This is a genomic window from Amycolatopsis echigonensis, from assembly GCF_002846615.1.
Taxonomy (GTDB): Bacteria; Actinomycetota; Actinomycetes; order Mycobacteriales; family Pseudonocardiaceae; genus Amycolatopsis; species Amycolatopsis echigonensis.
The window spans coordinates 209,872-231,434 of record NZ_PJMY01000001.1 but is presented as its reverse complement, the minus strand read 5'-3'; the positions used below and the strand labels follow the sequence as shown (position 1 = coordinate 231,434).

Sequence of the window (21,563 nt, the reverse complement as noted above, 5' to 3'; positions counted from 1 at the left end):
CTTGCGGTCCCGGCCGGGGCCGCAAGGGCGAGTCAGCTCGCTTTCGCGGCGGCGAGCCGGGTCAGCGCGGCGCACTTCCGGCCGAAGTTCGCCACGATGTCGCCAGCGATGATCCGCACCATGACCGCCCGCAGCGGGGTGTCGAGGACGACGCGCTGGGTCAGTTCGGCGCCGCCGGCGGCGGCCGCGACGCTCAGCCGGAGGTCCATCTTCCCGAACGGCACAGGCTGGCAGAGCCCGAGTTCGCGTCCGGGCCGCCAGCTCGTGAAGGTGAAGTCCTTCGCGAGCTTCGCGTGCACGCTGCCGCGGAGTCCGCCGCTGGGGTAAAGGAATCCGGTCGAACCGGCAGCGGCCGGTCCGTGCAGCACGACGCGCGCGACGTCCGGGTCCCAGCGCGGCCAGTTCTCGACGTCGGCAAGGACGTCCCACAGCGCGGCCGGGTCGACGGCGAGGGTGTGGGCGGAGGTTTTGTCCCAGGTCATGCCCCGAAGATATACGGAACTGCCAGTCTCGTAAACTGTGGGCCATGACGCCCAACCGGCGCGGACGGCCGCGTGAGCAGGGAATCGACGCGGCAGTGCGGGCCGCGGTCAACGAGCTGCTGGAGGAGGTCGGCTACCAGCGGTGCACGGTCGACGCGATCGCCGCGCGCGCCGGCGTCGGCAAGGCGGCTCTGTACCGGCGCTGGAAGTCCAAAGCGGAACTCGTCTTCGCCGCAGTCGTGCACGATGACGCGATCGCGGCACCGCACGACACCGGCACTCTGCGTGGTGACGTAGCAAGCGTTCTCGCCGACATTCAGTCCGCTTTGGACGGACCACAGGTGCGAAACGCCTTGCCCGGCCTGCTTGCCGACCTCCGCGCCGAGGACGGCCCCACGGCCCGGCTTGGCGAACTGTTCCTGATCCGGGAACGGGCGTACCTGGCCGAAGTGCTCGACCGCGCGATCGCCCGCGGCGAACTGGCCCGGCGACCCGAGGTGCCGGTAGTGCACGCGATGCTGCTGGGTTCGGTTTTCGCCTGGTTGCACCTTCTTCGCGAGGCAGTGCCGCCGGGCGGTCTCGCCGACGCGCTCGCCCCCGGCTTGTACGGTGCCATCATTGAGCTAGGCAGGTGATTTCTCTCGTGGCCGCAACGGATCCCGCACTCACCGCCGAGGCCGAGGCGACGGCTTACGCCGGGACAGTTCGTCCGCGATTATCGCCTCCATGCGGGTGCTCGTGCTGCGAAGGACGCGGTATCCGCGACATGCCACCACGATTACCGCAATCCCGACAACCGCGGCGATCGACCAGGCCGGCCCGTGCGAAACCAGGGCGTCGCGATAGTCGCGGGCAAGATAGCCCAGTCCGAGCCCGGCGGCGAGAGCGTCGAGAAGCGCGAGCGGAACCCGGCCGGGCATGGTCATGGCGGCCTCCTCTCGGGACCCGACCCCCTGCAATCTAGGCGACCGGAGGCCCGCACGAGGGGTCTCGACCCGATCGGCCTACGCCCCCGGCCCGCGCGGGGCCTGTGCTAAGTTGACTCGAACTGGGGGGATCGACCTGCGGAAGCGAACCCAGGGGCCGGTAGCTCAGTTGGTTAGAGCAGGGGACTCATAATCCCTTGGCCGTCGGTTCGAGCCCGACCCGGCCCACTCTACCTCCCCTTGTATAGGGTCTGACCTGCGGAAACGTCCTCGAAAACGATCTTGAATCGAGGCTTCTCGGGGCGCTGGAGGCGAGCACAGCGCTGGTAACCCAAGGGATTGTTCGAGTAAGCCTGTTTTCATGACCGCCGTTGAGGCACCGCTGGAGGTGCTGGAGCCCGATGACATCAGGGAGCTCGTCTCGGACTGGAGGACGCACCTGAGGGCCAAGAACCGCGCCGACTCGACGATCGACGCCTACCTCGACAGCGTGGCCATGCTGGTCAACTACCTCGACGACGAGAACATGCCGATGCTGGCCCCTGAAATCGGCCGCCGGGAGCTGGAGCGGTATTTCGAGTACCTTCGCCAGCGGCCGAATTTCCGCACCGGAGAGTCGCTGTCGCACAGTTACATCGCCAAGCAGTATCGGCACCTGCAGCAGTTCTGGCGCTGGCTCGACGACGTGGAAGAAATTGTCGAGTTGTCCCCGTTCTACAAAATGGAGGTTCCGCACGTCCCGGATAATCCACCGACGGTTCTGCGGGAAAACGAGCTGAAGAAGCTGCTGGCCACCACGAAAGGGAAAGGATTCGCCGAACTGCGGGACCGGGCGATCATTCTGGTGCTGATCGACTGCGGCGTCCGGGTCGGCGAACTGTCGCTGTTGACGGTGGCAAACCCGGCGGAGCAGGAACGTGGCAGCTTCGATTTCGACGTCGATGTCGTCCGCGTTCTGGGGAAGGGCCGTCGGGCTCGCGACGTGCCGTTCAACCCGGCAACCGCAGAGGCGCTCCGACGCTACTTCCGCTCCCGCATACGCCATCCGTACGGCAGGAGGACCGTCGCGGCGTGGCTCGGCCGCTATGGCGCGCTGAACGAGTGGGGTATCCGGTCGATGCTCGACCGCCGAGCGGAGCAGGCAGGCATCGGCCCGGTCTTTCCGCACCTCTTCCGGCACACGTGGGCGCACCGGTGCAAGCTGGCGGGCATGAGCGACGAGGCGATCATGCGGATCGCGGGCTGGCGCAGCCGCCAGATGCTCGAACGCTACGGGGCCTCCGCGGCGGACGAACGGGCGCAGGCGGCGCACCGGAAGCTGAACCTCGTCGGGGCGCTCCTCTAGCCTCCGGCGGCCCCGCCGTGACTGCGCCCGCGAGCGCGAGAGCTGCGGTAGGCCAGCTGCTGGAAGTACGCGCGCTTGGCTGCGAGGGCCTGTTTCCGCCGCGCCTCGTCGTCCAGAACCCCGTCCGGATCGACCATCCGCTCGAAGCGGTCCAGCGCGGCCTTCCGGGCAGGCGCGGTTCGAGCTGCCCGGTCTGTGGTGCGTGACCAGGAGACGTGGGCGGCGGCGCGGGCGCGCATCGATCGCTGAACGGGCGTTAGTCCCTCGGTTTCACGGCTGCCCATATGGCCCTCCGATCGGAACGGACGTGACTGAGGGAGGGCGTTTGCCGCGGTCGGCCGTGCTGGCGTTCACGACCCTTGCCACGCGCGATCGGCGAGCTGAGGAGTGATTGACGAGATCGTCGGCGGGACCACACTCAGCGTCGCGGCGCTGGATCTCGGCTGGATGGCACAGCGGACAGCGCCGGACGTTGCCATCGCAGTCGGTGGTGGAGCGTGTCCCGATCGGATCGCCAGGACGGGCGTCGCACTGGCCACAGGGCGGCGGCACCGGCCTGATCGGTTCGCTGCGCAGGTTCGTGCGCGGGTTCGGGCGGTTCATGGATGGTTTAGGGATGTTTCGGGGGCAGTGTTTGCCTCTCGCCGCGGCGTTGTTTGCCGCCCGTGCGGTCGTGTTTTGCCCCTCGTGCCGACTGACCGGGGGCAGTCGCTGCCCCCGGTCAGTCGGCGGCAGATCGTCGCTTGCTGTCTGCCGAGGCTCAGTCGTCATGGACAGGTCGTAGCCGTTCGGACGGCGGTCGGCGCGGCGGACGTGGGCTGCGACGATGCCTGGGTCGGCTGGTGCGATCAGGCCGAGGTGCTGCAGATGCCGTAGTGCGTAGCGGACAGAGCGTTCGGAGAGCCGGGTGTAGCGGGCGAGGGTGGCTAAGGACGGGAAGGCGTTGCGGCCGTCGGGATCGGCGTGATTGGCCAGGCCGATGAGGACGATGGCGAGGCTGGAGGAGTCCCGTCGGTCGTCGGGGATCGGGGCGTCGCGGAGCGCCCAGTTGATGGCTTCGATGCTCATGACCTGCCTGCCTGGAGTCGCACGCGGGGTGCTGTGCGGCACCGCGCGAACAAGGGTCAAGTGGACTGTGACGTCTTGTTGCGCCAGGGATGCGCGAGCGGAGGTGCTTGTGCTCGGAGGGAGGTCGGGATGCTGTCGATGCGGATGATTGCGGCGGTCCAGGTCATGCCGATGCCGATGCCGATCAGGGCGAGGTGGTCGCCGGGGCGGACGGCGTCGCGGGCGAGCAGGTGGGTGAGGCCGACGATCTGGTCGTTGGGGCCGAGACGTCCCCACTGGTTGCCCGCGTCTCGGAGGGTGCGGTCGGCGTTGATGCCGAGGGGTTGCAGGCAGTGGGTGTCGAGCAGTTGGTGTCCGTAGTGGGGCAGGAGGATCCAAACCAGCTGGTCGGCAGTGAGTTCGGCGTCTGCGAGGGCGTGTTTCATGACGGTGCGGATGCCGTGGGCGTTGCGGGTGTTGATGGAGTCCGTGCCGACGGCGGTGACGTATTGGCGTTTTCGTTCGCGGATGCGTTCTGGGCCCGGTTCGGTGGTGCCGGCGGGGAGGAAGCGGTGGTGTCCGCGGTGGAGTTGTTCGAGGCTGGGGTCGGTGTAGGACGAGGTGGCGAGGACCTGGGCCAGGCCGGGACGGCGGCCGAGGATCAGGGCTGATCCGCCGTCTCCGTAGGCGATGCCGTGGTCGGCGCTGAGGTGGTCGAAGGCGGGTGGTCCGAAGACTTCTCCACCGGTGAGCATGATGTGGTCAACGTCGGGGCTGCCGGAGAGGATGCGGGCGGCGAGGTCGATGCCGCCGACGAGCGAGTTGGACATGGCGTTGAGTTCGGCGGCGATGCCGGGGCCGGCGGGGAGGCCGAGTCTGGCTCGGACGTAGTTGGCGCGTGACCAGAAGTCGATTCCGCGGCTGCCGCGCCAAATCGCGCTGTGCAGGTGGAGTTCTGGGACGGGCAGTGGCGCAGGGGCGACTTGGGCGAGCACTGACAGGGCGCCGTTGCCTGCTCGGACGGCGAGGTCCATTCCGGTGGCTCGGTGTGCGATCGAGATGGATCGTTGGCCGGTGGGGTGTTCGCCGGCTACAGGTACGAGCTCGCCGAGGGCTGCGCCGATTCCGCGCCGTGGAGCGAGGGCCATTTCATGTCAGGACCTTTCTTCGGCGTCCAGGTCCGCTTCGATGGCTGCGACGGAGGTGTAGTAGGCGCGGAGTTGACGAGTTGTGATGCCTGCCAGTGCGGCGATTTCGTCGAGCGTGACGGGCGGCAGTCGCGGCTTGGGTCGGAGGCCAGGAGCAGGCCGCCGCCCCAAGCCTCGCCGCGAAGGGGAAATCGGCCGTCCGGGCCGACTTCAGAAGGACGGGGAATGCGCGCGAAGCGAGCGGAAGAGTCCAGCCTGGAACCAAACGTCATTGCGGACGTTGCGAGAATCGTCAGCGGAATTCCGATCCCGCGGCCGTTCAGCATGAACGCCTTGGTCGACCGACTCAACAGACTCCGCGACAAGCCCATCCGATTGATGCGCGGCGATCTGAAGGGGACCATGCCCACCGGCATGCTGCTGAGAACCGAGACCGCGGACTACATCGTCGTGATCCGCGACGTCGAGCGCGGACATGCCCGGCACATCCACTTTCACGAACTCGGACACATCCTTCTTGAGGACGCTGAGGTGGCCGGCCCGTGCTTGCCGGTTGCGGACCCGCGCCGCTGCGAAGCCGACGAGTTTATGGCGGAGGAGTTCGCCTATCAACTAGCCGAGCGAGTCGATGCGCACGCTCTGGACAGAAACCGCTCCGGTGAGAACCGCGCGTGCGCGGCATTGGGCAAGACGTTCGCCGCCGCGGCGGACCTGCGCGATGCGAATGCCTGAACAGCACGGATGGGTTGCGTTGACGGCGGCTTTGTTAGTCACTGCGGAAGGCGTCCGGACGCTGATCGTGTTTGCTCGGCACTGTCATGCGCGAGGGAAGCTGCATCTCGGGACGATGCTGGTCTTGTTCGGTGTGTCGCTGGCGCTCAGGGCACCAGCGACCGCCACGGTGACGACCGAGGCGACCGGTGTGCCGAACTTGGCGATTTTCGTGCGGGGGGCGTGCTCGCTGGGAACCGTGATCGGGTCGGTCGGCCTCCTTGAACTCAGCGGATGGGCTTGGTTGCGGCTGAGGTACGCCCTGGCGGTCGTCGCCGTTGGCACCTGCGCGCTCGCCTGGCTTGCGTTCGGCGGACCGCGCCCGCGCGCAGGGACTGAGCTGCTGGCGGCCATTGCGTGGATCGGCGGTGCTGTCCCGGGTGTTGCGTTCGCGGCGTTCACGGTGCGGATCCGGATGGTCGTGCGACAAGCACCGTGGCGGGTGTGCAAGGCGGGCGCTCTGACGATTGCTGGCTGCCTGGTCTGCACTGCGGGAGTCGTGGCGAGCCTGGTCGCCGTCACGGGAGGGCCGGACCTGACCGGTGGCAGCGCTGGGCGTGGCCTCGTGGTGCAGAGTGCCGGCGGACTCCTGATCGCGGCTGGTTCGTGTTTCGGCGAAGCCGTGGGGTTCGTCGAGGATGTGCGCAGAAGACTGGAGAACGTGCGAGTTCGGCGGTTGTGGCGCTATGTCGAGCCGATCCGGAGAGCGATGACCGACCGGCTTCACGCTGGCGGTGTGCCGGTCCGGGAAATCATCGACATCTACGATTCGCTCCTTCTTGCGCGGCAACAGAACTGCGGATGGGTGCGCGAGAGGGCGGTGCTGGTCGCTGAGGCCGTCGGCTTCGGCCGGCGGGACCGAGCTGAGTTCATTGACGCTGTCGAGCTGCGCGCCTCGGTGAAGAGGGCGTGTCGTCCCCGGGGTCGGGCTATGCCCGCTGAGGTTCAGCCGCTGAACCTCGATGTGGAGAACGATCCGCTGGATGTCGATGTGGCGGCACAACGTGCCCAGGTCGCCAGGTTGGCCAAGCTCGTGCTGCGGAACGGGACGGTTCGGCGTACAGCCTCATATCAGCGCGGGGGAGGATCGGCGAAGGGTGAGGGGATCAGTGACCGCCAGATGGCGGGAAGCAGCCACCGATCCCGGCCGGTGCACGCAGGGCGTCGGGGCATGCCCTGGCCCTGAACGCTCCTGCGGTTCACGCGGCGCGAGCTGACCGAGCGGCGGGCGAGGTGTTCCGTCGCTCGGGGGTCAGCAAGTGATTCCAGGCGGCGGCCAGCTGGGCCTTGGTGGAGTGCGCCATCAGCTCTTCGGAGCGCTTCGGCACGGGACCGGGCATGGATTTCTCACCTCGTTTCCAGGTGGTCGCCGCGGAGAAGGCGGACAAGCAGGTGCGTGATCGCGCCGTCGTGTGGCGCGTCGGCGCGGTCGGCCTGCGCCGCTTCGACGGCATCCATCGCGTCGACGTCGCATTCGACGATCGACCCGGCAGTCGTGAAGATGACGTGGAACGTGGCGATTGCTTCTCGTGTGCAGCTCGCTGCGCCGGTAGGTTGCATCGATGCAGCCACTGTGGGTCGTCATCTTTTCAGCTGTCGGTGGAGGGATCGTCGGGTTGATCGCCAACTTCGGGACCACAATCCTGGCCAACCGGCAAGCGCTCAGCCGGCAAAAGGCCGAGCACGCACACGCCCGTCACGTGGAGCGCGACAAGCTGCTCTTCTCGGCTCGCTTCGAGCTGTACGCCGCGGTACCCCGGTTGGTTGATGACACCAACGCTCATTACCGCTGGCTGCTGGAAAAGGCTATCGGAGCGGGGACCCGGCTGATCGACCTGTATCCAAGCACGGCGAGCATGAAGATCGTTCAGCAAGCCAAAGATCTTCGGCAGGCAACGAGAGTAATAAGTTCGCAGCCCGTCATGGCCAGGGCGGATAACTACTGCCATCGAATCTTGTGGGCAAACGGATACCTGCAAAGGATGCTCGACGAGGGAGAAACCGACCTTCTCGAACTGATCGATCTTGACCAGATCCGAGAGGCAGGGCAGCTGCTGCTTGAGCAAATCCGGATGGAGTTCGGGAACACGGAGTCCGCTGGATCCTGACTGCTGAATGTTGCAAAGATGTCGTTGCAGGGATCCTGTCACAAGGCGACTCCGACGACAGCCCAGGCGTGGCGGCACGGGTCGAGCACAGCACCCAACGGTGCGAAGTCGAGCCAGTGTACCGGGCCTGCCGGCGAGCGGACTGAAGGCGAACTTGCCGACCATGGCAACCAGTTCGGCCGCCCAGGCACCCTGGTACCGCAGTGCGAGGTCGGGATGCTCGGCCATGAACTCGAAGGCTGTCCTTGGACTGCCTCGCCGGCGAGGCTCGGCAGATATGGGCCAGTCTGCGTCAGGTCTCTGACGGGGGGCGCGGCTTGCGTGGTGCAACATATCGTGTTTTAGTTGCATTAGCGTCGCGACGGGGCGGCGCCCGCCGAGAGGACCCTTATGCGCTCACCGCTACGCAGCCTTTTCGCCTGCGCCGCAGCTGTTCTGCTGACGGTCGTCGTGGGTGGAGGCGTCGCTGGCGCGCAGACGACCGGCTACGCGCCCGTCGATCAGCCGGGGCCCGCGTTGACGGTCCCCGCGGCCGAGTTGGCGAAAAGCCTGCGATGCACCGCCGATGTCCGCAATGCCACCCGCGAACCCGTGCTGCTCACGCCGGCCACAACGGTGGACAGCGACCAGAACTTCGGGTTCAACTACGAGCCGCTGTTTCGGAAGCTCGGTGTCCCTTACTGCACCTCGGATTCGCCCGCTGACCCCTACAACATGGGGGACATGCAGGTGCGCGCGCAGTACGTCACCTACGGGATCCGCGAGATGCACAAGCTCGCCGGCCGTCGGATTGCCGTGATGGGGCACAGCCAGGGCGGCATGATCATGCGCTGGTCGCTGCGGTTCTGGCCAGACACCCGCGGCATGGTCGATGACGTGATCGGGATGGCCGCCACTAATCACGGTTCGGTGCTCGTGCCCGCGTTGTGTGTCCCGAACTGCGCGCCAGCGCTGTGGCAACAGCGTGCGGACTCGCGATTCGTTCAGGCGCTCAACTCCGGGGAGGAAACGTTCCCCGGGATCAGCTACACGGAGATCTACTCCCGGACCGACGAGTTCGTGCAGCCCAACCTCGACGACAACGGCACCTCGTCGCTGCACGGCGGCGGCGGTACCGTCGCGAACATCGCCGTGCAGGACGTCTGCCCGCTTGCGGCGCCGGAACATCTGCTCATCGGCACGATGGACCCGGTCACGTCGGCGCTTGCCCTCGACGCGTTAACCCACCCTGGCCCCGCCGTGCCGTCGCGAGTCGGCTCGTCGGTGTGCAAGCAGCTGCTGATGCCCGGCGTGAACCCGGTTTCCGGGCCGGCCACCTTCGTGACACTGTCCGCGCAAGTCGCTGCACAGCTGACGGTCGAGGCGCCTCGAGTGCCAGCCGAACCCCCACTGGCCTGCTATGTCACCGCGAGCTGCCCGAAGTGAGCTCGAGCGGACGCGACGCCGCGCTGCGCGTGGCGCTCAAGACGTTCAACGCCGGCCAGCGGGTGGAGGTGAACGACCTCGCCGCGGTGCTCGGCGTCAACCGCGTGACCATCTACCGGTGGCTCGGCAATCGCGACACCATTCTCGCCGAAGTGGTGTGGGGACTGGGCGAACGGACCATGCGTAACGCGTACGCCGCCGCTGCCGGATCGGGTGGCACACGGATCGCCAACGCCGTCTCCACCTTTGTCCGGCAGACACTCGGGCATGCCGGAATGCGCTATTTCCTCAAGAACGAGACCGAAACCGCGCTGCGGGTGCTGACTCGCAGTGAGCAGTCCTTCCAGCTGCGGCTGGTCGCGCTGGTCGAGGAACTCATGACCATTGAGCAGGACGCAGGCGCGCTCAACACCGGCGACCTCGGGGTGCACGATCTCGCCTATCTATGCGTCCGCGTCGCCGAATCCTTCGTCTACACCGACGCAATCACCGGCGAACCCCCAGATCCGGACCGCGCCGAACGAGCGCTGCACTACCTGCTGCGCTGACCGAGCACGGTCGATCGGCCGTTACCGAGGCACACGACCGCGACAACGATGCTGGGCCAGGAGACAGGTCTGTGAGGCAGGGGAGCCGATCCGTCGAAAGCAAGGTAGACCTCCGGGAGTTTCGCTTTTGTGAACGCGGCGGTCAGGCCGAGACACGGCTTATTTGCCCGTAGCCGATTCGTGTTCTCGAGATGTCAGATGTCCGGGTGCCGAAGGTTGTCAATGCACGTTATATTAGATATATAGTTAGTCGAAAGATGCTTTTCATGAGAGCAGCGGGTAAGTAAATCTAGTAGGGAAAAATGGATGAACGGGGCCCGAGTGCCGCACCATAGGTACCTCCAGGAACCCATGGGTACTGAGGCGTAATTGCAGGATGGAACTCGCACAGTGCGACTGCATGTCCTGGATGACCGCTCTGGCCGCATCGATCACGACGGGCCGGAGTACGTCTGGGCGCAGATCGCCGACGACATCCGGCGCGACATCGAATCTGGTGCTCTACCTGCAGGATCGAAGCTGGCCGGCGGGCGAAAATCGGCGGAGATCTACGGCGTCGCGAAGGCGAGTGCGGCCAAGGCGATCACAGCTCTGCGTCACGAACGGGTGGTGACCGTCGTCCTCGGATGCGGCACGTTCGCCACTCGGAATGGGCAGGGGCCGGGCGAGATCGCCTGCGGGTAGCGCCACGGCTGAGGTGACTAGGACCTGTTCCCGCTCGCGACGAGCGTAACGAGCGTGTCGACCAGCTCGTCGGCGGAGGTCTGCCACTTTCCGGTGGCGAAGTGGCCGCTCAGCTCCGCGGCGATGATGCCGCTGACCCCGGTGAAGAGCAAGCCTCCGAAGCGGTGGAGGTCGGGCTCGTCCACTAGCTCCGACACGATCGCCAAAAACTCCTCCTGGGCCCGGCACGAGGCGTCGATGACCCTCTCAGGCTCCTCGCCGGCCGGCGGACCGAACATCTGCCGGTAGCGGTGCGGGTGGCGGCGGCCGACCTCCACGAGCGCAGCCAAGGCGCCCCGTAGCCTCTTTGACGGGCTGCCGGTCTGCGCCGCGATCTCGTCGCTGAGCCGCTCCCAGCCTTCGGTCGCGATGGCGGAGAGCAGGGTTTCCTTGTCCGCGAAGTGCCCGTAGGGGGCACCGCGGCTCACGCCTGCCCGTGCACCCACGTCCCGCAGGGTCACCGCGTCAGGGCCGCCCTCATCGAGCAGTGCGGTGGCCGAGTCGAGCAGGGCGCGGCGAGTGGCGGCGGCGGATTCGGCTCGGCTGACCATGCGCGCATTTTACAGATGACAACGTCAGACCACTCGCTTGACGTTGTCACATCAAATCCGTAATGTCATTCATGTGACAACGTCATACGAACGTGGTCGCTCCTCGTCCTCGCACCCACACGGAGTTGGACATCATGGATCTGCAACTGGCCGGCAAGCGCGTGCTCGTGACCGGCGCCAGTAAGGGCATCGGCCTCGCGGTCGTCCGGGCTTTCCTCGCCGAAGGGGCCTCGGTCACCGCGGTGTCGCGGCGCAGCACCCCCGAGCTCGACGAGTCCGGTGCCACCTTCGTGGCGGCCGACCTGTCTGAGCCGGACGGGCCCGCTCGCATGGTGGAGGCGGTGCTCGCTGCCGACCCGCGGCTCGACGTCCTCGTCAACAACGTCGGCGGCGGCGACCTGCCCGAGGGCTCGCTCGGCGACGTCCTCGACGGCGGTGACGGCGTCTGGCAGTACGCCTTCGACCTGAATCTCAACGCTCCCGTGCGGGTCACGCGGGCCGCCCTGCCGGCGCTGACCGAGGCCCGAGGTGCGATCGTCACCATCGGGTCGGACAGCGCTCGACGCGTCGGTGCTCCCGGCAGCACCCCGATGCCGTACGCGGTGGCCAAGGCGGCGCTGACGCGGTTCTCGCGTGAGCTGGCCGAGCGGGTCGCCGCGCAGGGGGTGCGGGCCAACACCGTGTCACCCGCGCTGACGAGGACCTACGCGATCGAGGGTGAGGACGGGTACATGTCCCAGGTGGCGCGGGTGATCGGGGTTGAGCGCGCCGACCTCGTGCGGGACCTCCCCGCAGGCCTCGGCATGACCACCGGGCGCCTGATCGAGCCGGACGAGATCGCCCGCGCCGTGCTGCTGCTCGCCTCGCCCGCCATGCCGAGCGCGACCGGCGCGAACTGGGCGGTCGACGCCGGGTCGGTCAAGGTCGCGTAGGACCGCCATGTCACACACGGTAATCATGACTGGCGCGACGCGAGGGCTCGGCCGCGTCGCCGCCGAGCGCATCCTCGCCGGCAGCCCGCAGACCCACCTCGTGCTCCTGGCCCGGGGTGGAGCGGGCGCGGGCCTGGCAGAGGAGCTCAGCCGCGACGGGCACGCTGTGACGTCGATCCCGGCAGACCTGCTGTCGCTCGGCAGCGTGCGCGGGGCCGCCGACGAGGTGGCGCACAGGATCGACGGAGGCACCCTGCCGCCGTTGCGCGGGCTGGTCGGCAACGCAGGCCTGCTGTACACCGACGACGTCACGCAGAGCCCGGATGGGTTCGAGGCGACGTTCGCCGTCAACGTGCTGGCCAACCACGCCCTCGTCCGGCGCCTGCAGGACCGGTTCGAGGCGCCGTCGCGCATCGTGATCACGGTCAGCGACGCGCACTTCGGCGACTTCCGGCACAACAAGGGCATGATGCCCGGACCGTCGTGGCAGGACCCGGCGCGGATGGCGCGGACCTCGGCGTTCCCGAGGCCCGAGAGCACGACGGCAGGTGGAATCGCTTATGCGACCAGCAAACTGGCCGCGGTCCACCTCGTCCACGAATACGCGCGGCGGCTGCCGCCGGGAATCGATGTGATCGCCTACAACCCGGGTTTCGTGCCCGGCACCGGACTCAGCCGCGAAGCGGGAGCGGCGGTGCGGTTCGTCATGCGCGCGGTCATGCCGCTGGCGACCCTGACTCCGATCGCCTCTACGCAGCAGGAAGCCGGGCAGCAGCTCGCCGACGTCGTCCTCGGACGCACCGCCGCGGGATCGGGGTCCTACGTGGACCGCACTAGCGAGGCCCGCTCGTCCGCGGAGTCGTACGACGCCGAACGGGAACGGCGGCTCTGGGAGGTGGCCGAGGAGCTGACGGGTCCCTTCACGCGGTGAGCTCTGCGGCGAGCGGAACCTCCACCCGACGCCTGGTGCGCCCGACCAGATGCTGGTCACCTACCTGCCCGAGCCAGGATCGAAATTAGCGGACGCCCTGCGGATCCGTCCACTCGACGCGATCTACGCGGCGGTGTTCATCGACGCTATCCACGTCAAGGTGCGCGACGGCCAGGTCGCCAACCGGCCGGTGTACGCGGCCATCGGCGTCACCGTGGACGGGCGGAAGGACGTCCTGGGGCCTGTGGATGGGCGTCGGCGGCGAAGGCGCGAAGTTCTGGATGAGCGTACTGGTCGACCTGAAGAACCGTGCGTCCTCGACGTGTTCTTCCTCGTCTGCGACGGGCTCAAAGGCCTCCCCGGGACTGTCGCGAACGTATGGCCGCAAACCGTTGTTCAGACGTGCATCGTCCACTTGGTCCGCAACACCTTCCGCTTGGTCGCGCGGCAGCACTGGGACGCAGTCAAGCGGGATCACGGGATAGGCCCGCGCCGAGCGGGTCGGCGATGTCGCGGGCCTGGTCGGCTTGATCGGGGGTGGCGACGACCATGATCCGGCGGAGCCCGAGCCGGTCGTTCTCGTCGGGAAGCGTTGCGCGGGTCCCGGCGTCGAACACGATTCGCCCGGTGTGCGGGGTCGTAGCCGATCAGACCTGGGTCGGCAAGAAGAATGCGTGGTGGAAGTACTCGTGCAGGGCGGCCATGGCCGGAGTGAACCTGGTACCGCGTTCCCAGACGAGGCCGACACTCATGTCAGGGACGTGGTCGTCGAGGACACGGGTGTCGATACGTTTGCCTTCCAGGGACCACGGTCGGTACACCATGTCGGACAGGACGGTGACGGCGTCGCCGTTGGCGACGATGCTGCGGATCGCCTCGATCGATGAGGTCGCCAGCATGATCGCAGGAGCGAGATCTGTCCATTGTGGACCCCAGTAGCTCGCCGCGGTGCGTGCGGCTTCGTCGACGGTCAGCAGCGCGTAGGGGTGGTTGGAGAGATCGCTCAGGCGGATCTCTTCTTGGTCGGCCAGCGGATGACGCGGCGCCAGCCATAGGCGTCGTCGCGAGTGAACGAAGGTCTCGGATGCGAGCGCCGGATCGTCCACATTGGACGTCAACAGCAACCCGAAATCGAGGTCGCCGCTGGACACGCGTTCCTGCAGCAGCGGTCGATCCAGCTCCTCCCACCTGATGCGCAGCCGGGGAAAACGGGCCTGGATCCGATGGAGGTGTTCCGGGACGAAGTACCCCATGACGGTGTAGGTCACGCCGACCCGCACGGTGCCTTCGACCTCGTCGTGCACCGCGGTGACCTGCGACGCCTCGGTGAGCATCTGCAGGATGTCGCGCGCCTTGGGCAGCAGCGCCGCACCGGTGCGCGTCAGCGTGACGCCCCGCGAGCCGCGGGTGAACACGGCCTCCCGCAAATGGCGCTCGAGGTCCTGGACGGCCGTCGTCACCGCCGACTGGGAGACCATGAGTTCGCGGGCGGCCCCGCTGATCTGCCCCGCCTCCGCCACGGCGACGAAGTACCGCAGCTGATTGACCGACAGCATGGCGACCTTTCGGATAGGTATCTGATCTTCTGATAGTGCGGCATCGAAGTTTTGTTCTTCCCTATGGATTGTGCCCTGCTTAACGTCGGTCCATCAACAACGAATCGAGGTGAGGCACTCGTGATCACCACCGTGGACGTCAACTGCGACATGGGTGAGGGCTTCGGCGCCTGGACGTTCGGCGGCGACGTCGACTCCTCGATGTTTTCCCTGGTCAGCTCGGCGAACATCGCGGCGGGTTTCCATGCGGGAGACCCGAGTTCCATCGCGGTCGCCGTCGACAGGGCCATCGAGCACGGGGTTGGGATCGGCGTACATCCCGGTTTCGGCGACCTGGTCGGTTTCGGCAGGCGGCACATCGCCGCCGCCGCCGACGAGCTCGTCAACGACTGCCTGTACCAGATCGGCGCCGTCCGCGAATTCGCCGCACGACGCGGCCGCAGCCTGCAACACGTCAAGCTCCACGGCGCGCTGTACATGCACGCCGCCGAAGACGACGAGTTCTCGGACGCCCTGGTCACGGCTCTACGGAAGACATCGCCGGAGCTGCCGGTGCTGTGCATGGCGGGCACGGCGCTGGAAGCTGCCGCGAAGTCGCACGGGCAGCCCATCGTCCGGGAGTTCTACGCCGACCGGCACTACGGCGACGACGGTCGGATTGTGTTCACCAGGGACGTCGGCGCACTCTCTCCCGCCGAGACGGCCGAGAAGGTCCGCCTGGCCTGCCGGAAGGGCGTCGTGCACACGGTCACCGGCAACACGGTTCCGGTGACGTTCGAATCCATCTGCATCCACAGCGACACCCGCGGCGCCTACGACCTCATAGTCGCCACACGACGTGCGCTCGCAGAAGAAGGCATCAAAGTCTCATCGTTCGCGGATCCGACCCCGGCGCCGGCCGCATAGGTTCACAAAGGAGAGTCATGCCAGGCAGGATGTCCACCGATGAAGGCGTCGATACCGCCACCCATGCCATCCCCGACACCGCCAGAGCCGGTCGGTTCTCGCTGACCATGTCCTGGTGGGGCGTGTGCAGCGCGCTGTTCTACATCTTCCTCGGCGCGTCGCTCTCCGTCGCGTACGGCTCGGTCAACACGATCATCGCGATGGTGCTCAGTGTCATCACGTACGGCCTGATCAACGGGGTGTTGTCCCGGTACGCCATCAAGACCGGATTGAGCGTCGCGCTGATTTCGCGGGTGCTGTTCGGCAAGGTCGGCGCGCTGGTGGCCACCGCGATCTTCTCGCTGACGGCGATGTACTACGCGATCTTCGAGGGGTCGGTCATCGCGACGGCGGCGAACAAGGTCACCGGCTTGAGCTACTTCGTCGCCGCGGTCATCGTTGTGGTGTACAGCGTTCCGCTGGTGTTGGGCAGCGTGCAGAACTTCCTGGACAAGCTCAACGGCGTGCTCCTGCCGTTCTACCTGCTCGGGCTCGGGGCAGCGGTGACCTTCACGATCGTCAAGTACGGCTGGTCCGGCGACTGGGCCACCTTCGTCCCGAAGGGCGGCGCCCCGAGCTGGGGCTGGCTGCACGCCTACGTCGGGTACATGGGCGTGTGGGTGCTGATGATGTTCACCGTCGACTTCGCCCGCTTCGGCGCGCGCAAGCACGCCGGATACCACCGCTGGTTCAACTTCGGAATGCCGTTCTACCTGGTCACGCTGCTGCTGTCCGGTCTGGTCGGGATCTTCCTGATCAACGCGGGCGGTGTGGCCACCGTGTCCGAGACGGGTGTGGTCGATCAGCTGATCGTCGTGCTCGGCGGCGTTCCGGCGCTCCTGTTCATCTGGGTCACGCAGACCCGGATCAACAGCGCCAACTACTACCTGGCCACCGTCAACATGCAGGCGTTCTTCGACCGGGCGGCGCGAATCAAGCTCGCCAAGGGCATCTGGGCCGTGGTCGTCGGGACGGTAGTGCTAATCATGATGAGCCTGACCGACGTCTTCAGCTACCTGCTCCTGGCCCTCAACTACCAGGGCATCTTCGTCACCGCCTGGGTCGCCGTCGCGATGGTCCACATCCTGTCCGGCACGTACAAGCGGCTGGTCGGCGACGAGGTCGATCACGACCGAGTCCCGGCTGTCAACCCGGCCGGTCTTGGCGCCTGGGTCGTGGGCGCCGGCCTCGGGCTAGTCATGACGCTGACCGGATTCGGCGCCGACTGGGCCCCGCTGGCCACCGTCGTCATCTCCGCCGGCCTGTACGCGGCATTGCTGCCGCGAGCCCGGTCGCAATGGTTCACGACTTCCACCCTCGAACCCGCCGTCCAGCCCACCGTAGTCTGAAGAAGGCCGTCATGTCCCAGATCCACGAAGTGACCGCACCGATACCGGGAATCTATTACGCCAAGGAGTCACCGTCGGCGCCCGCGTACGTCGAGGTCGGCTCCCAGGTCGCCGAAGGCGACACGGTCGGGCTGATCGAGGTCATGAAAATGTTCAACCCTGTCACGGCCGGCGTCGCGGGCACCGTCGTCGAACTCGCCGTCGAGCACGAGGACGCCGTGAACGCGGGCGACGTGCTGGTCAAGATCGAGGTGGCTGCCTCGTGAGCATCAACCGGTTGCTGATCATCAGCCGCGGGGAGATCGCCGTCCGCACCGTCCGGGCCGCCCGCGACCTGGGCATCACGTCCATCGTCGCGCACAGCGAGGCAGACGCGGACTCTCTGGCCGTCGACCTCGCCGACGAGGTCGTCTGCCTCGGCCCCGCCCACGCGCGCAAGAGCTACCTCAACCACGACGCGGTGCTGGCCGCCGCCGCCAAGACGCACGCCGACGCCGTGCACCCCGGATACGGCTTCCTGTCCGAGAACGCCGAGTTCGCGCGCAAGGTCGTCGACGCCGGCCTGACCTGGGTCGGACCCGATCCGGACACGATCGCGCGGATGGGCGACAAGGCCCGCGCCATCGCCACCGCCCGCGAAGCAGGCGTCCCGGTGGTGCCCGGCAGCAACGGTCTCGTCCCGGACGCCGACGCCGCTGTGCAAGTCGCCCAATCGATCGGCTACCCCGTCCTCATCAAGGCGGCGGCAGGCGGCGGCGGACGCGGCATCCGGATCGCCCACGACGCCGGGACGCTGCGGACCGGAGTCGCGGAGGCGAGCCGGGAGGCCGAAGCAGCGTTCGGCAACGGCGGTGTCTACCTGGAACGTTTCGTCGAGCACGCCCGGCACATCGAAGTCCAGGTGCTCGGTGACGGCACCGACGCCGTGCACTTCTTCGAACGCGACTGCTCCCTGCAACGCCGTCGCCAGAAGCTGTGGGAGGAGGCACCTGCGGTCGTCCTCGACGACAACACCCGCTCAGAGTTGGTGGCCTCGGCCGTCGCGCTGACCAAACACGTCGGCTACCGCGGCGCGGGCACCGTCGAGTACCTCTACGACCCGACGACCAGGGAGTTCTTCTTCATCGAGATGAATACCCGGATCCAGGTCGAACACCCGATCACCGAGGAGATCTGCGGCGTCGACCTGATCGCCGCGATGCTTGCCATCGCCGCGGGCGACCCGCTGCCCTGGTCCCAGGAACACATCGGACACCGGGGTCACGCCATCGAGGTCCGGATCAACGCCGAGGACCCCGGACGCGGCTTCCTGCCATCGCCCGGACGAGTCGACGCGGTCACCTGGCCGCAGGGGCCGGGCGTGCGCGTGGACACCATGGTCCGCCCCGGCTCGTCGATCCCCCCGTTCTACGACTCGCTCATCGGCAAGCTGATCGTCTCCGGGGCCGACCGGCGGCAGGCACTCGCCCGGCTCGACCGTGCACTGTCCGAAGTGGACATCGAAGGGCCGGCGACCACCGTCGAGTACCTGCGCGAGCTGCTGGCACACCCGGACGTGCAGGCAGGCGACGTGCACACGACCTGGTTGGAAAGCGAATTCAGTCCAGAAGGAGCACGCGCATGACCCGCTACACACCAGGCGGCGACGAGCACCTGTTCGTCGAGTACTCCGAGGAGATGACGCTCGAGGCGTTCTTCACCAGCATCCTGGTGTCCCAGGAGCTGGCCGTCCGCAAGATCGACGGGATCACCGAGAACTGCCCGGCGAACGCGTCGCTGCAGGTCCGCTTCGATCCCGATGTCATCGCCGCCCGCGACGTCCAACGCGAGCTCGAGGACATCGAAGCGGCGTTCGGCGACGTCGACAAGGTCCTGGACACCCGCATCGTCGAGATCCCGGTGCTCTACAACGACCCGTGGACGCACGAGGTCCTCATGCGCTTTCGCGAGCGACACCAGGACCCCGACTCGACCGACATCGAGTACGCCGCCCGGATCAACGATCTGTCCGGTGTGGACGCCTTTATCGAAGCGCACTCGTCAACGCCCTGGTTCGTCTCGACGGTGGGTTTCGTCGCCGGGCTGCCGTTCATGTACCAGATGGTCGAGCGCCGGCGGCAGCTCCAGGTGCCCAAATATCTGACACCGCGCACCGACACTCCGCGCCTGACCGTCGGCCACGGTGGGTGTTTCGCCTGCATCTACTCGGTGCGCGGTGCCGGCGGGTACCAGATGTTCGGCGTCACCCCGATCCCGATCTACGACGTCGAGCAGCGCCAGCCGCATCTACGGAACTCGATGATCTTCTTCCGAGCGGGGGACATCGTGAAATTCCGTCCCGTCGACCGGGCCGAGTACGACGAGCTCGTTGCCCAGGTCGACCAGGGCGCCTTCCAGTTACGCACCGCCGACGTGCGGTTCGAACTGGACGCCTACACCGCCGACCAGACCGGCTATCCGACCACGCTCGTGGAGGCACTCAATGGCCGTTGAAATCCGCAAACCCGGATTGCTGTGCAGCGTCCAGGACCACGGCCGCACCGGCAACTACCACCTGGGCATCCCGCCCGCCGGCGCCATGGACCAGATCGCGTACCGGTCCGCCAACTTGCTCGTCGGCAACCCGGAGACGGCGGCCGCGCTCGAATGCGCGTTGATAGGCCCCGAACTCGTGTCGACAGTGGACACTCACATCGCAGTGACCGGCGCCGAGATTCCGGTCACCGTCGACGGCGAGCCACAGCCGACCAACACCGCCATCTCCCTTCCCGCCGGAAAAGTGCTGGCCTGCGGCTTTGCCACGGCTGGCGCCCGAGCGTACATCGCCGTCGCAGGCGGCATCGACGTGCCGGAAAGGCTCGGCAGCCGGTCGACGTACGCGCTCGGCGGCCTCGGCGGGCACAACGGACGGCCACTACGACCCGGTGACGTCCTCGACATCGGCACCCCCGGCACTGTCGTCACGGGCCGCACCCTCGAGGCGAACCTGCGCAGCAGGCTCGCCAAGTCCTACGAGCTGCGCGTGGTCACCGGGTTGTACGACCACCTGGTCAAGCCCGATTCGCTGGCCGGGTTCTTCGCCGACACCTGGAAGGTCGCCTCCGAGTCCGACCGGATCGGTTACCGGTTCAACGGCGGTTCGCCGCTGCAGTACGTCGACCGCACACCGCCATTCGGGGCCGGCAGCGACCCGTCGAACATCGTCGACGCGCCGTACCCGATCGGCTCCATCCAGGTCCCCGGCGGCACCCAACCGATCGTCCTGCACCGCGACGCCGTCTCGGCAGGCGGCTACATGACGCTCGGCACGGTGATCAGCGCCGACATGGACCTCCTTGGCCAGATGGCACCGCACACCGAGGTCCAATTCGTGCAAGTCACGATGGACGACGCCCTACGCGCCCGCCACGATCGCGCCGGCCGTCTGCAGGCAATCCGCGACGCCCTGGCGTGAGCAACCAACTCGCCCACCGCATCCGCGACCGCAGCGCCACGACACCTGAGGACGCAATCGCGGTCCTGCGCGACGACGAAGCCGAACTGATGCACGTCGCCGTCGCCGCGAGCGGGCCGCTACTTTGCGGCGGGCCGTAGCTCAAGGAGTAGCGGGCCGTGTACGCGTTTACGGTGGGTTGGGCCGACCCGACCGGCCATGATCCACGGGCGGGGTACGTTGCCCGTCCATGTCCAGCATCGCCGACCCAGCCGGATACTGGGACCGCTACGGCCGCGGAGTCCCGGACGAAACCCCCGAGGACGCGCTGACGAACGCCTTCGGCTGGTGCCAATACGACGGCCACGGGCCCGGCGACGAACTGCTCGGCGACCCGCTCACCACGCTGGACCTCGGTCCTGGCCGGGGCAACGCCGTCGCGGCACTGGCAACCAAGGGCGTCGTCGCCACCGGCGTCGACCTCTCTCCAGTCCAGGTCGACGCCGCCCGTAGCCGCTGGGCTCACCTCCCCAACGCCCACTTCGAGCAGGCGGACGTGCTCGATTTCCTCACCACCACCGACCAGCGGAGGGACGCGATCTACTCGATCTGGGGAGCGGCGTGGTTTACCGACCCGACCGCGCTGCTCCCAGCAGTCCTGCAACGGCTCACCCCGGCGGCAGGCTGGTGTTCTCCCACGCAGCCCACATTCCCGGCACCGCCACCGGCGCACTCGGCATGTGGGCAGCGGGCTACCCCGGACCGCCGACCGCGGTCGGTGCGTCGCCTCGCCGCAGGTGCGTGAGACCTGCCTGCCACAGCGAGCAGGACTGGAACCACGCGTCACCGGTTCGCTCGGTCGATTCCATGCAGATTGTGTGCCACCGGAGGGCGGCCTCGTAGTCCCCGGCGCGGGTATAGGCCATCTGCGGCATGATGCGTGCGGTGACCGCGTTCGCGGCGCGATGGTGTTGATGCGGATGCCGACCGGCGTCAGGTCCCGGCGACCGGCAGGGTCAGTCCCACGATGCCCGCTTCGGCCGAGCCGCAGCCCGCCTGGCCGATCTGCCCGTCGAACGCGGCGACGCTGGCCGTCATGACGATCGCGCCGCGTCCGCCGTCGCGGTCCGGCTCGTTGCGGGACATCGCGGTCGCAGCCAGCCGCACGACGTTGAACGTCCCGACCAGGTTCAGCATGACGTAGTTTTTGTACGATTCCAGGGAATGGGCGGATTCGTACGTGCCGGCCGACCGTCCGGCCGCCGAGACCGCCAGCGCAGCTCACCACTGCGCGCAGCGGTGCCAGGGCAGCGGCGGCCTCGACCGCCTCGATCACGTCGGTC

28 protein-coding genes, 1 tRNA gene and 1 pseudogene are annotated in these 21,563 nt (G+C 67.4%); 19 read left to right on the top strand and 11 right to left on the bottom strand.

All coding sequences use genetic code 11. The annotated features are described in order from the left end of the window. Positions 1-32 precede the first annotated feature (32 nt). Positions 33-482, bottom strand: coding sequence for an SRPBCC family protein (locus ATK30_RS01070; protein WP_101433848.1), 450 nt, complete (start codon positions 480-482; stop codon positions 33-35). A 44-nt stretch (positions 483-526) separates the two neighbouring features. On the opposite strand from ATK30_RS01070, the gene ATK30_RS01065 reads away from it, so the two are divergent. Then, positions 527-1,117, top strand: a complete 591-nt coding sequence (locus ATK30_RS01065; protein WP_101433847.1) for a TetR/AcrR family transcriptional regulator — start codon at positions 527-529, stop codon at positions 1,115-1,117. Positions 1,118-1,147: 30 nt separating this feature from the next. Here the strand turns inward: ATK30_RS01065 and ATK30_RS01060 are convergent, their stop codons facing one another. Next, on the bottom strand, positions 1,148-1,408 hold the full coding sequence (locus ATK30_RS01060; protein WP_208637222.1) for a hypothetical protein: 261 nt from the start codon (positions 1,406-1,408) through the stop codon (positions 1,148-1,150). Between the two features lie 154 nt (positions 1,409-1,562). Here ATK30_RS01060 and ATK30_RS01055 point away from each other — a divergent pair. Together ATK30_RS01055 and ATK30_RS01050 are read left to right on the top strand one after the other, a co-directional pair. Continuing rightward, positions 1,563-1,636, top strand: a tRNA-Ile gene (locus ATK30_RS01055). A 133-nt stretch (positions 1,637-1,769) separates the two neighbouring features. Then, positions 1,770-2,753, top strand: coding sequence for a tyrosine-type recombinase/integrase (locus ATK30_RS01050; RefSeq protein ID WP_101433845.1), 984 nt, complete (start codon positions 1,770-1,772; stop codon positions 2,751-2,753). Here the strand turns inward: ATK30_RS01050 and ATK30_RS01045 are convergent. From ATK30_RS01045 to ATK30_RS01035, 3 genes are read right to left on the bottom strand one after another with little or no spacing between them, the layout of a single operon-like run. Then, positions 2,750-2,992: a hypothetical protein gene (locus ATK30_RS01045; RefSeq protein WP_101433844.1), complete on the bottom strand. Its 243-nt coding sequence runs from the start codon at positions 2,990-2,992 to the stop codon at positions 2,750-2,752. The genes ATK30_RS01050 and ATK30_RS01045 overlap by 4 nt on opposite strands. Positions 2,993-3,023: 31 nt before the next feature. Beyond that, positions 3,024-3,821 carry a helix-turn-helix domain-containing protein gene (locus ATK30_RS01040; RefSeq protein ID WP_101433843.1) on the bottom strand — a complete coding sequence of 266 codons (798 nt, stop codon included), beginning with the start codon at positions 3,819-3,821 and terminating at the stop codon, positions 3,024-3,026. A gap of 56 nt (positions 3,822-3,877) precedes the next feature. After that, complete coding sequence (locus tag ATK30_RS01035; RefSeq protein WP_158242427.1) at positions 3,878-4,834, bottom strand: 3-oxoacyl-[acyl-carrier-protein] synthase III C-terminal domain-containing protein; 957 nt, start codon at positions 4,832-4,834, stop codon at positions 3,878-3,880. 339 nt (positions 4,835-5,173) lie between these two features. On the opposite strand from ATK30_RS01035, the gene ATK30_RS01030 reads away from it, so the two are divergent. Together ATK30_RS01030 and ATK30_RS01025 are read left to right on the top strand one after the other, a co-directional pair. Next, positions 5,174-5,680 (top strand): hypothetical protein, encoded by a 507-nt coding sequence (locus ATK30_RS01030; RefSeq protein WP_101433841.1) that lies wholly within the window; start codon positions 5,174-5,176, stop codon positions 5,678-5,680. A 19-nt stretch (positions 5,681-5,699) separates the two neighbouring features. Then, complete coding sequence (locus ATK30_RS01025) at positions 5,700-6,905, top strand: hypothetical protein (protein WP_158242426.1); 1,206 nt, start codon at positions 5,700-5,702, stop codon at positions 6,903-6,905. 13 nt (positions 6,906-6,918) lie between these two features. Here the strand turns inward: ATK30_RS01025 and ATK30_RS44945 are convergent, their stop codons facing one another. Together ATK30_RS44945 and ATK30_RS01020 are read right to left on the bottom strand one after the other, a co-directional pair. Beyond that, entirely contained in the window at positions 6,919-7,059 is a 141-nt protein-coding gene (locus tag ATK30_RS44945) for a hypothetical protein (protein ID WP_158242425.1), read from the bottom strand. Between the two features lie 7 nt (positions 7,060-7,066). After that, positions 7,067-7,279 carry a hypothetical protein gene (locus ATK30_RS01020; RefSeq protein WP_101433839.1) on the bottom strand — a complete coding sequence of 71 codons (213 nt, stop codon included), beginning with the start codon at positions 7,277-7,279 and terminating at the stop codon, positions 7,067-7,069. A 2-nt stretch (positions 7,280-7,281) separates the two neighbouring features. Between ATK30_RS01020 and ATK30_RS01015 the strand changes: the two genes are divergently transcribed. From ATK30_RS01015 to ATK30_RS01000, 4 genes are all read left to right on the top strand, one after another. Beyond that, on the top strand, positions 7,282-7,827 hold the full coding sequence (locus ATK30_RS01015) for a hypothetical protein (protein WP_101433838.1): 546 nt from the start codon (positions 7,282-7,284) through the stop codon (positions 7,825-7,827). A gap of 390 nt (positions 7,828-8,217) precedes the next feature. Continuing rightward, positions 8,218-9,252 carry a lipase family alpha/beta hydrolase gene (locus tag ATK30_RS01010; protein ID WP_101433837.1) on the top strand — a complete coding sequence of 345 codons (1,035 nt, stop codon included), beginning with the start codon at positions 8,218-8,220 and terminating at the stop codon, positions 9,250-9,252. Then, positions 9,249-9,800, top strand: coding sequence for a QsdR family transcriptional regulator (locus tag ATK30_RS01005; protein ID WP_101433836.1), 552 nt, complete (start codon positions 9,249-9,251; stop codon positions 9,798-9,800). The genes ATK30_RS01010 and ATK30_RS01005 overlap by 4 nt, the downstream gene beginning before the upstream one ends. Before the next feature lie 390 nt (positions 9,801-10,190). After that, positions 10,191-10,484 carry a GntR family transcriptional regulator gene (locus ATK30_RS01000; protein ID WP_158242424.1) on the top strand — a complete coding sequence of 98 codons (294 nt, stop codon included), beginning with the start codon at positions 10,191-10,193 and terminating at the stop codon, positions 10,482-10,484. 17 nt (positions 10,485-10,501) lie between these two features. Here the strand turns inward: ATK30_RS01000 and ATK30_RS00995 are convergent, their stop codons facing one another. Then, positions 10,502-11,074, bottom strand: a complete 573-nt coding sequence (locus ATK30_RS00995) for a TetR/AcrR family transcriptional regulator (protein WP_101433834.1) — start codon at positions 11,072-11,074, stop codon at positions 10,502-10,504. A gap of 134 nt (positions 11,075-11,208) precedes the next feature. On the opposite strand from ATK30_RS00995, the gene ATK30_RS00990 reads away from it, so the two are divergent. The 3 genes and pseudogenes from ATK30_RS00990 to ATK30_RS00980 all read left to right on the top strand — a co-directional run. Next, entirely contained in the window at positions 11,209-12,006 is a 798-nt protein-coding gene (locus ATK30_RS00990; protein WP_101433833.1) for an SDR family oxidoreductase, read from the top strand. A gap of 7 nt (positions 12,007-12,013) precedes the next feature. Continuing rightward, positions 12,014-12,937, top strand: coding sequence for an SDR family NAD(P)-dependent oxidoreductase (locus tag ATK30_RS00985; protein WP_101433832.1), 924 nt, complete (start codon positions 12,014-12,016; stop codon positions 12,935-12,937). A 49-nt stretch (positions 12,938-12,986) separates the two neighbouring features. Continuing rightward, positions 12,987-13,349 (top strand): annotated as a pseudogene (locus ATK30_RS00980) (transposase); the annotation flags it as partial. A gap of 52 nt (positions 13,350-13,401) precedes the next feature. Here the strand turns inward: ATK30_RS00980 and ATK30_RS45915 are convergent. Both ATK30_RS45915 and ATK30_RS00975 read right to left on the bottom strand, forming a co-directional pair. Then, positions 13,402-13,554, bottom strand: coding sequence for a hypothetical protein (locus ATK30_RS45915; protein WP_244194471.1), 153 nt, complete (start codon positions 13,552-13,554; stop codon positions 13,402-13,404). Positions 13,555-13,584: 30 nt separating this feature from the next. After that, positions 13,585-14,493: a LysR family transcriptional regulator gene (locus tag ATK30_RS00975; protein ID WP_101433830.1), complete on the bottom strand. Its 909-nt coding sequence runs from the start codon at positions 14,491-14,493 to the stop codon at positions 13,585-13,587. A gap of 120 nt (positions 14,494-14,613) precedes the next feature. On the opposite strand from ATK30_RS00975, the gene ATK30_RS00970 reads away from it, so the two are divergent. From ATK30_RS00970 to ATK30_RS00940, 7 genes are all read left to right on the top strand, one after another. Further along, the gene (locus ATK30_RS00970) at positions 14,614-15,399 is read left to right on the top strand and encodes a 5-oxoprolinase subunit PxpA (protein ID WP_208637220.1); all 786 of its coding nucleotides are present in this window, start codon (positions 14,614-14,616) and stop codon (positions 15,397-15,399) included. A gap of 17 nt (positions 15,400-15,416) precedes the next feature. Next, the gene (locus ATK30_RS00965) at positions 15,417-16,787 is read left to right on the top strand and encodes a purine-cytosine permease family protein (RefSeq protein ID WP_101433828.1); all 1,371 of its coding nucleotides are present in this window, start codon (positions 15,417-15,419) and stop codon (positions 16,785-16,787) included. Between the two features lie 11 nt (positions 16,788-16,798). Beyond that, entirely contained in the window at positions 16,799-17,053 is a 255-nt protein-coding gene (locus ATK30_RS00960) for an acetyl-CoA carboxylase (RefSeq protein WP_101433827.1), read from the top strand. Then, positions 17,050-18,411 (top strand): acetyl-CoA carboxylase biotin carboxylase subunit, encoded by a 1,362-nt coding sequence (locus tag ATK30_RS00955; protein WP_101433826.1) that lies wholly within the window; start codon positions 17,050-17,052, stop codon positions 18,409-18,411. The genes ATK30_RS00960 and ATK30_RS00955 overlap by 4 nt, the downstream gene beginning before the upstream one ends. Beyond that, a complete protein-coding gene (locus ATK30_RS00950; RefSeq protein ID WP_101433825.1) occupies positions 18,408-19,280 on the top strand; it encodes a 5-oxoprolinase subunit B family protein in 873 nt (290 codons plus the stop codon). Before ATK30_RS00955 ends, ATK30_RS00950 begins: the two co-directional genes overlap by 4 nt. Further along, on the top strand, positions 19,270-20,241 hold the full coding sequence (locus tag ATK30_RS00945) for a 5-oxoprolinase subunit C family protein (protein WP_101433824.1): 972 nt from the start codon (positions 19,270-19,272) through the stop codon (positions 20,239-20,241). Before ATK30_RS00950 ends, ATK30_RS00945 begins: the two co-directional genes overlap by 11 nt. A gap of 229 nt (positions 20,242-20,470) precedes the next feature. Further along, a complete protein-coding gene (locus ATK30_RS00940) occupies positions 20,471-21,025 on the top strand; it encodes a class I SAM-dependent methyltransferase (RefSeq protein WP_208637219.1) in 555 nt (184 codons plus the stop codon). A 188-nt stretch (positions 21,026-21,213) separates the two neighbouring features. On the opposite strand, the gene ATK30_RS00935 is transcribed toward ATK30_RS00940, so the two are convergent. Then, positions 21,214-21,441: an SDR family NAD(P)-dependent oxidoreductase gene (locus tag ATK30_RS00935; protein WP_244194470.1), complete on the bottom strand. Its 228-nt coding sequence runs from the start codon at positions 21,439-21,441 to the stop codon at positions 21,214-21,216. Positions 21,442-21,563 lie beyond the last annotated feature (122 nt).